We start from the raw sequence: 7,996 nt of genomic DNA, 5'->3' as shown, positions 1-7,996 counted from the left end.
CCACGATCCGGGCACCCCGCTCGATGCTCTCCAGCTTCCAGTGGGCCTCCGGCATCTTGTTCTCGACGAAGTTCTTGCCCCAGCTCGTGTTCAGCTTGCTGAAGCGCATGTCCGCGAGGTCGATGTCGGAGCCTTGGGAGCCAGACCAGAACGGGTGAGCCGGGTTCTGGTCCCCGTGCCAGGTGTAGTTCGACCAGTAGCGGCCGCCCTGCGCCTGGTTGGGGCCCACCTTGCGGATCCAGGCGTCCAGCAGCGTGTCGATCCCGCCGTTGAACCGCGTGTTCATCATCTTGCCGACGATGCCGAGGACCGGCATGCCCGCCCGGTGCTTGAAGCAGCGGGTGCCTGCCCCCTTCATCATCTCGATCATCTCCGGCGGATAGCCCTGCTCCCGCAGCCGCCGCGCCCCCGCCTCCCCGCTGTACCGCTGGGCGATCACGATGGCCGCCTTGGCCACGTAGGTGAAGGCCGTGTCCCAGGACACGCGCAGCATGTCGTCGAGCATCCGGGCGTCGAACTTGTACTTGCGCTTGGTCTCGGGCGTGAGCTCCGGGGAGCCCGCGTCCATCCACTCCTTCCAGCCCTTGCGCATCAACGGGCCCTTCAGCCGATACGGCCCGTACACGCGCCGGTGGAAGGTGTACCCCTTCAGGCACATCCGCGGGTTGTGGGCGAAGGTCCCGCGGTTCCCGTAGAGGTCCTCGTAGGTCTGGTGGTCGTAGTTCTGCTCCACCCGCATCACGACGCCGTTGCGCACGAAGGCGCGCACGCGGCAGCCGTGGGTGTCGTTGGGGGAGCAGCACCAGGTGAAGGAGGAGTCGTACCGGTACTGGTCGTGGTAGACCCGCTCCCAGGAGCGGTCGGGATAGTCGCCGAGGGGGTTGCCCACCTCGATGACCGGCTGCAGGGCCGTGAGGGCGAGGGCCTTGTCGGCGATCGCCGCGGCCGCGACCGTGCCAGCCGAGACTTTCAAGAATTGCCGTCGTGATAAATGCATCGTCCACACCTCCTAGCTAATAAACCGAACTCTCTCCCAAAAACCGTCAGTTCCGATTGCCCTTTCCCACCCCCCTTCCGGTCCCCGCAGAGACAGTCAAACCGGTAACATTTTCGTTATTCCGACAGCCGGTTAGACCAATTCCCTTGACGGGCCGGGAAGAAGGTTACAAACCTGATGCCATGGAGGCAGAAACGGCTTGTGGCCAATGGCAATTAAAAATGTTAGAAAATACAATGTGTTAAGATGAACTGATGGGATTAGAAGTGCAGCTCTGTTCGGAGAAATCTCAGGGCTGTTAGGAGAGACAGACGCGAGAGGCGGAGAGAATATATAAACTATGGAAATATAATACTAATTTAATGTCACCGATTCATGACACTCACATCTAAAACTCATAACTCATGGATTTTCTAATTATTATTCCGAAAAATCGGACTTTAGCTGTCCGTCTTTCCTGACAGTCATTCGTCATTGCTCTTGAGGTACCGGCGCATGATTTCGTGAAAGTATGATCGCGGCATTCCGCTGTCGTTGGCCGCATGGGTCACGTTGCCGTTGTGGGCCGTGAGCTTGGACTTGATGTACCGGCGATTGAACTCCTCCAGTATCCTTTCCTTGGCCTTGGCATAAGGAAGCTGGAGGTAGTCATCGCCCATCGAGAGACCGCCGGCCGCAGTTGGCTGGAGAAGCCCGATCACATCCTGGCGCGTGACCCGATCCCCCTTGGCCAGCATGACGGCCCGCTCGATGACGTTCCGCAGCTCGCGCACGTTCCCTGGCCAAGGATAGGCGATCAGGTCCGTGACGGCGGAGGGGTGCAGGTCTTCCACCGGCTTTCCGAACTCCTTGGCAAAGCGAAGGGTGAAATGTCGAGCCAGAAGCGGAATGTCCTCCGTCCGCTCGCGGAGCGGAGGAACCGGGATGACCATGACGTTGAGCCGGAAAAACAGGTCCTTCCGGAATTCGCCCCGTTTCACCTTTTCGGCCAGGTCCTGGTTCGTCGCCGCGATGAAGCGGACGTTCACTTTTTTCTGCTGCGTGCTCCCGACGGCGCGGAGCTCTCCCTCCTCGAGGACTCGCAGCAGCTTGGCCTGGAGATTCAGCGGAAGATCCCCGATTTCGTCCAGGAACACCGTGCCCCCGCTGCCCAGCTCGATGAGCCCCTGCTTGTCCGCCACCGCGCCGGTGAAAGCGCCCCGCACGTGCCCGAAGAGCTCGCTTTCGACCGTCCCTTCCGTGAACGTCGTGCAATCCACGACCTGAAACGGCCCGTCCCGCTCGGCGCTCCGCTCGTGGATGGCTCGGGCGATCAACTCCTTTCCGCATCCGGTCTCGCCGATGATGAGGGCGGTGGATGGCACCTGCGCCACCGCATCGATCATGCGCATGACCTGCTGGATCGCCGGGCTGGTTCCGATCAGGTTCTTGAACGGCGGGAGATGTCCGGGCCGGTCCAGCCCCGGGTGTCTCAGGAAGATCTCCGCCATCCGCATGGCGCGGTGGATGCGGACCGCCAAGTCCATCTTCTGAAACGGCTTGACGATGTAATCGAACGCGCCGTGCCGCATGGCGTCCACCGCCGCATCAACGGCGGTGATCCAGCTCATGATGAGCACCGGGATGCGCCGGTTCATCCGCTGGATTCGCTGCAGCAGCTCGATCCCGCTCATGCCCGGCAGACGGATCTCCGTGATCACCAAGTCGATCCGCCGCTCGTCGAGAACCTTCAGCCCCCCCTCTGCGCTGGCTGCAAACACCAGCTCGACGTGCTCGTCCTCGCTGCGCGGCAGCTCCTGCTCGATCGTCCGCAGGAACAGCTCCACGTCAGCCGCGTTTTCCTCGACGACCAGGATCGTGAACGTCTTCTCTTTGATCGCCTTCATCGCGTTCCCGCGCCGCCCGGAACGGCAGGCTCTCACCCCCCCGCCACTGCGACGGTCATTTCCACTCGTTCCAGGGGGTTGTCCCGGCCGTCCCGTTTGACGCCGACGACCTTGTCCACGACGTCCATCCCGCTCACCACCTCTCCGAAAACGGTGTACTTCCAGTCCAGGAAATTGGAGTCCGCCACACAGATGAAAAACTGCGAGCCGGCGCTGTCGGGATCATTGGCCCGCGCCATGGACAGGACTCCTCGCTTGTGGGGGCGGCTGTTGAATTCCGCTTTGACCCGGTAGCCAGGCCCTCCCATCCCGTGGGTGGACCGGTCCTGGCTCTTGCTGTTGGGATCGCCCCCCTGGATCATGAACCCGGGGATGACCCGGTGGAAGGTCGTCCCGTCGTAAAATTTTTCCCTGGCCAGCTTGATGAAATTGTCCACGTGGCCGGGAGCCACGTCAGGGAAGAATCGCAGCACGATCTCGCCGATCGGCTCCCCCTTGATCGTCACGCGGATCGTCGCCTGAGTCGCCTCGCTCGCCTGGGCCATGTGAGACCTTTCTGTTGCCGTTAGTTTAACGCACAAAGGGATTCATGGGCGCGCTCGCGTCCCCAAGTCCCTCGCTCACCCCAACCCAACTGTCCCCGTCGTTGTCGCTCCGGAAGACCCCGGAACTGGTCCCGGCATAGAGGGCCCCGTCGCGAGCGGCGACCAACACCTGCACCGACAGCTCGGTCAGCCCCCGGTTCGCCGGCGACCACCGGCGCCCCTGGTCCATCGTCTTGAACACCCCCCGGCCGGTCGCCACGAACAGCCCCTTCAGGCTCGGAACGATGCCCCGGATCGAGTCATTCGGCAGCGCGCGGCTGATCGGGCGCCAGGTCAGCCCGCCGTCCCCGCTGCGGAAGACCCCTCCGTCGAACGTTCCCGCATACAGCCCCTGGTCCTTGTCGACCGCGATGACCCTGATGAAGTTTTCGATCAGCCCTTCATGGTCCACGAGTCCGTGGGACATCCTGGTCCAGCCCGACCCTCCGGCCTTGTGTCGGTACAGCCCCTTGCCGGAAGTGCCGGCAAACAGCGTCTGGTCGCCGGCGATCGCCAGTGAGTGGACGAGGGTGTCGTCGAGCCCCTTGGTGACCGACGTCCACCGCTCCTCTCCCTTCCCGAGCTGATAGACCCCGTCCCCCGTGCCAGCGTAGACCGTGCCGCCCTCGATCAGCAGCGCCTTGACTTCCAGCCTCTTGAGCCCGGCGTTCACCGCCTGCCAACTCTTCCCGCCGTCCGAGCTGCGGAACACGCCGCCCCTGAACGTCCCGGCATAGACCGTCCCGTCCGAAGCCGCAGCCAGAGCGAGCACGAACGGATCCGTGAGCCCGTCATTGACTGCGACCCAGGATCCGCCGCGGTCGTTGCTCCGAAAGACGCCCAGGCCGAACGAGCCGGCATACACGGCCTGAGCGCTCGTGACGGCCAAGGCCTGAATGCTCGGAGCCCGCATGGCCGGCGCTTCGCCGGACCGGCGGACCGGCTCCTGCTGAACGAGCTCGGCCGTGGCCGGAGCCAGTCGCGCCTCCCCATCCGCGTCTCCGCCCGCCGCAATGGAGCCCCAGCAGGCGGCCGGTCCCACCCCGAGCGCCGCAGCGGCCACCAGCGACCGGACCGTGACGAGACCAGCCGGGGATCGTTTCCGGTCATTCCGCACCGGGTCACCTCACTCGATGGCCGGCCGTTCCGGTCGGGATAACCGGCGCATCCGGGCCTTCCGGCACGTTCGACGCCCTGGTCGGCGCCCGTCGTCCGAACAGCCTCGCCCCCAGAATCCCGATCTCGTAGAGGACCATCAGGGGGACCGCCATCAGCAGCATGGTAAACAACGTCGCGTCCGGCGTCACGACCGCCGAGAGGATCAGCGCGATCATGATCGCGTGTCGGCGGTAGTGCACGAGCTGCTCCGGCGCAATCACGCCGATCCGCGAGAGCAACGTGAGCGCGAGCGGCAGCTCAAAGGCAAACCCGAAAATGAGCAGAAACTTGACGTTGAAATCCACGTAGGTGCCCACGGCCAGTTGGGGGGTCAGCTCCCGGTCCATGCCGAAGCTGATGAAAAACTGGATGACCAGGGGCAGGATGACGAAGTTGCAGAAGGCCAGTCCGAGCGCGAAAAATCCCGCTCCCAGACAGAAGAGCGGAATCGCCCACCGTTGCTCGCGCGGCAGGAGCGCGGGCTCGATGAATTTCCAGCTCTGGTAGAGGATCATGGGCAGGCTGATCACGATCCCGGCCAGGAAAGAGATCTTGATCGAGGCGAAGAGGGCCTCGGTGGGCCCGTAGAAGATCAGATCGTCGGTGAAGGGGCGCTTGAACCAGTCGATCAGCTCCGCCGCGTAGGCGAAGGTGAGGACGAAAGAAGCCGAAACCGTGCCGGCGACGATCAGGAGGCGCCGCTTGATCGAAGCCAGGTGGCTCGCCAGCGGGGGAAGAACGGTTGACATGCTTGCAGACCCCGGTGTGTCCGTGACGCGTCTCGTCCCCTGGATTCAACGGGCGGCGGAACGTTGCCCGCTTTCCCGGAATTGGCGGATCAGCTCCGCCATCTTGTCCTTCTTCGCGAGCTTTTCCTTCTGAATCTGCTTCTTGACGAGCTCCTCCTGCGGAGTCAGAACGTGACGCCGCTGGAGTTCCGCCAGTTCCACGTCGAGTCGGTGGTGTGACTCCTCCAGCTCTCGAAATTCGACGCTGGACTCACGCAAGCGCTGTGCGATCCGTTCGTCCGTGAGCATCCTGCACCTCCATGCTAAGCTCGCTTGAACCGCCGCGTTCAATCAACTCGCGGCGGATAGTGACCTTGCCTCCAATGAGCTATCAACCTCTTTCGTGCGCGCCGGTCGTCCATGCGATGGTTCCTGGCGGCCGGATCAAACCTTCCGGAGATTCTTCCTCCATCCCGCGTGAGCGAACGGCTCGTGGCTCACCCGCCGACGGGCGTTTCCATGAGCACCGCGTCCTCGACCGGATTCGTATAGTAGCTCGCCCGCCTGGCCGTTTCCCGGAAGCCCAGCTTTTCATACAGGCTGCGGGCCGCCGCATTGGAGGCTCTGACTTCCAAGGTCGCCCGCACGGTCCCCTGCTTCGCCCCTTCCCGCAACGCATGCCGCACCAACGCCGTCGCCAGCCCCCGTCTGCGCCAAGCGGGATCGACTGCCAGGTTCATCAGCCTCAGCTCTTCGAAGACGATCCAGAAGCAAACGTACGCGACGATCCCGCTCCCGCCGCCAGCCTCGGGCAGACGCGCCACGGCGAAGCGCGCGAACGGATTTCCGCCCAGTTCGGCCTCGAACATGCTGCGCGTCCACGGGGCGGAAAAGGAGTCTCGCTCAACGCGGACGATCTGGTCAAGGTCCCGTACGGTCGCAGCCTCGATGAGCCACGGCAGACGCGCGGCCGACGACGGGGAGTCACGGGGACGCGGAAGCGCGGGGAAATCACCCCGTCTCCCCTTCACCGTGTCGCCATGGCCATCACGCAGGCTCATCGTTCCGCGTGCCTCGCCGCCCAGGCAAGCTCCGCCTCCGTCCGCTGGACGTACCGGGGAGCGAGGCCGAGCCCGGCCACCTCCCCCCGCCCCAGGCGATCCAGCGCCGCCAAGCCCACACTGACGGCCGAGGCCGCCATCGCGTCCCCGGGCGCCTCACGGACGGCGTCGCTCCGGTCTCCGAGCAGCCGACGCCATTCGTCCCGGTACTCCATCCATCCCTCCCCCAACACGATCATCGGCCCCCGCAGGGACCGTGCGACCCTCTCGACCGGGGCGACCTGCTCCGGCACCGTCTGCCGAAGCCCTCCATCCCGATTCCAGCAATAGACGGCCCAATAGACCTCCCCGGCGCGAGCCCTGAGGATCGGGCAGACGGAACCGGCGGCTCCGCGCAGATTCCAGGCCAATGCTTCGAGGGTGGGAACGGCTACGAGAGGGCGCCCGGTCACCGCCCTGAACCCCATCATGGTCGCCAGACCGACGCGCAAACCGGTAAAGGACCCGGGACCGATCGAGATCGCCAATCCTTCCAGGTCAGAAAGGGTCAGGCCGTTCGCCTGGAGCAGCCCGTCGATGGTGGGGACCAGCCACTTGGCATGACTCCCGCGAGAGTCCCGGTCCAACCGGTCCATCACGAGCTGTCCGTCCAGCAATGCGACGCTCTGCCGCGAGGTCGCCGTTTCCACCGCCAACAGCTTCACGGCCCGACCCGGCCCCTTTCCGCCAGCGGCTCGCCTCGCACCATCGGAGCCAGGCTCCCCGTTTCCGGTTCCTCCCAGCCCAGTGCCACCCCCACCCCCAATTCCTCCGGCGTGAGGTCCGGATTGGGCACGATCTCGTGGAACGTCAGCTTCAGGCTCCCTCCGCTCTGGCCATCCTCGGTCACGACCTTGAACGGCTTCAGCAGGGGTCCGACGGCCGCCGTGGCCGGCTCCGATGCCGACACGGCCTTCGCCGGCCCCTCGATCTGCCGGAAATCCTCGAACCGCACGGTCGCTTTCACGGTCCCGTCGGATTTCAACCAGTCCTCCTGCACCACTTGCAGCGTCCGGCGATCGAACCAGAGACGGCGGAACGGCGTTCCCGACCCGGCCGACAGGACGTCAAGCCGATAGCGATCCTCGTCTTCCGCAAGCGACACGGTCTGCCCCTCTTCGACGGAGGCGGTTCCCACCACGCCGCTCACGGCCAGCAGGGTGAGCCGGAAGGGCTGGCCCAGCTTCCCCAGACGGCCCAAGTCGTTCCGCCGTCCGCTCAAGACCTGCCCGAGCGCCGGAACCTTGAGCAGATACCGGTCCTCGGTCAGGACGAAATCGAACAGGGCTCCGCCGACCTGGTTGAACCCCTGCAGGCGGAGCAGGTCCGGCCGACGGTAGAACATGGCTCCTTCCACCCGCTGGGAGAAGGGTATGCCCGGTCCCTTGATCTGCGCCCGGAACAGCCCCTTCATCGTCTGGACGGCCGTCTCCCGCTCCTTGAGCAATTGCGTCAACTGACCGGCGGTCGCTTCGCGCAGCTCCCGCTCGCCCAGCCAGGGCCAGCCCGCACAGCCAGTCTGTACGACCAAGAGGCACCCGAA

Annotated in this window: 9 protein-coding genes; all 9 read right to left on the bottom strand. The window is 64.5% G+C overall.

What is annotated here, in order from left to right; genetic code table 11:
• Window positions 1–997 (bottom strand): twin-arginine translocation signal domain-containing protein (locus AB1411_12640; GenBank protein MEW6544441.1); only part of this gene is annotated, 997 nt, incomplete at its 3' end.
• A gap of 464 nt (window positions 998–1,461) precedes the next feature.
• Entirely contained in the window at window positions 1,462–2,883 is a 1,422-nt protein-coding gene (locus tag AB1411_12635; GenBank protein MEW6544440.1) for a sigma-54 dependent transcriptional regulator, read from the bottom strand.
• 32 nt (window positions 2,884–2,915) lie between these two features.
• Window positions 2,916–3,428, bottom strand: coding sequence for a peptidylprolyl isomerase (locus tag AB1411_12630; GenBank protein MEW6544439.1), 513 nt, complete (start codon window positions 3,426–3,428; stop codon window positions 2,916–2,918).
• 25 nt (window positions 3,429–3,453) lie between these two features.
• Window positions 3,454–4,584 (bottom strand): hypothetical protein, encoded by a 1,131-nt coding sequence (locus AB1411_12625; protein ID MEW6544438.1) that lies wholly within the window; start codon window positions 4,582–4,584, stop codon window positions 3,454–3,456.
• Window positions 4,585–4,588: 4 nt separating this feature from the next.
• Entirely contained in the window at window positions 4,589–5,374 is a 786-nt protein-coding gene (gene tatC / locus AB1411_12620; GenBank protein MEW6544437.1) for a twin-arginine translocase subunit TatC, read from the bottom strand.
• Between the two features lie 45 nt (window positions 5,375–5,419).
• A complete protein-coding gene (locus AB1411_12615; protein ID MEW6544436.1) occupies window positions 5,420–5,662 on the bottom strand; it encodes a DUF465 domain-containing protein in 243 nt (80 codons plus the stop codon).
• 188 nt (window positions 5,663–5,850) lie between these two features.
• The gene (gene rimI / locus AB1411_12610) at window positions 5,851–6,414 is read right to left on the bottom strand and encodes a ribosomal protein S18-alanine N-acetyltransferase (protein ID MEW6544435.1); all 564 of its coding nucleotides are present in this window, start codon (window positions 6,412–6,414) and stop codon (window positions 5,851–5,853) included.
• Complete coding sequence (tsaB, locus tag AB1411_12605) at window positions 6,411–7,118, bottom strand: tRNA (adenosine(37)-N6)-threonylcarbamoyltransferase complex dimerization subunit type 1 TsaB (protein ID MEW6544434.1); 708 nt, start codon at window positions 7,116–7,118, stop codon at window positions 6,411–6,413. The genes rimI and tsaB overlap by 4 nt, the downstream gene beginning before the upstream one ends.
• The gene (locus AB1411_12600) at window positions 7,115–7,984 is read right to left on the bottom strand and encodes a hypothetical protein (GenBank protein MEW6544433.1); all 870 of its coding nucleotides are present in this window, start codon (window positions 7,982–7,984) and stop codon (window positions 7,115–7,117) included. The genes tsaB and AB1411_12600 overlap by 4 nt, the downstream gene beginning before the upstream one ends.
• Between the last annotated feature and the right edge of the window lie 12 nt (window positions 7,985–7,996).

This window comes from Nitrospirota bacterium, assembly GCA_040757595.1.
Lineage (GTDB): Bacteria > Nitrospirota > Nitrospiria > Nitrospirales > Nitrospiraceae > JBFLWP01.
Note: the sequence above shows the minus strand (reverse complement) of the source record. Positions and strands in the feature narration are given on the sequence as shown.

Bases quoted from the DNA above. Each gene is read 5' to 3' on its own strand.
- tatC (MEW6544437.1), bottom strand. From the start codon at position 5,374: ATGTCAACCGTTCTTCCCCCGCTGGCGAGCCACCTGGCTTCGATCAAG.
- rimI (MEW6544435.1), bottom strand. From the start codon at position 6,414: ATGAGCCTGCGTGATGGCCATGGCGACACGGTGAAGGGGAGACGGGGT.
- AB1411_12630 (MEW6544439.1), bottom strand. From the start codon at position 3,428: ATGGCCCAGGCGAGCGAGGCGACTCAGGCGACGATCCGCGTGACGATC.
- AB1411_12635 (MEW6544440.1), bottom strand. From the start codon at position 2,883: ATGAAGGCGATCAAAGAGAAGACGTTCACGATCCTGGTCGTCGAGGAA.
- AB1411_12615 (MEW6544436.1), bottom strand. From the start codon at position 5,662: ATGCTCACGGACGAACGGATCGCACAGCGCTTGCGTGAGTCCAGCGTC.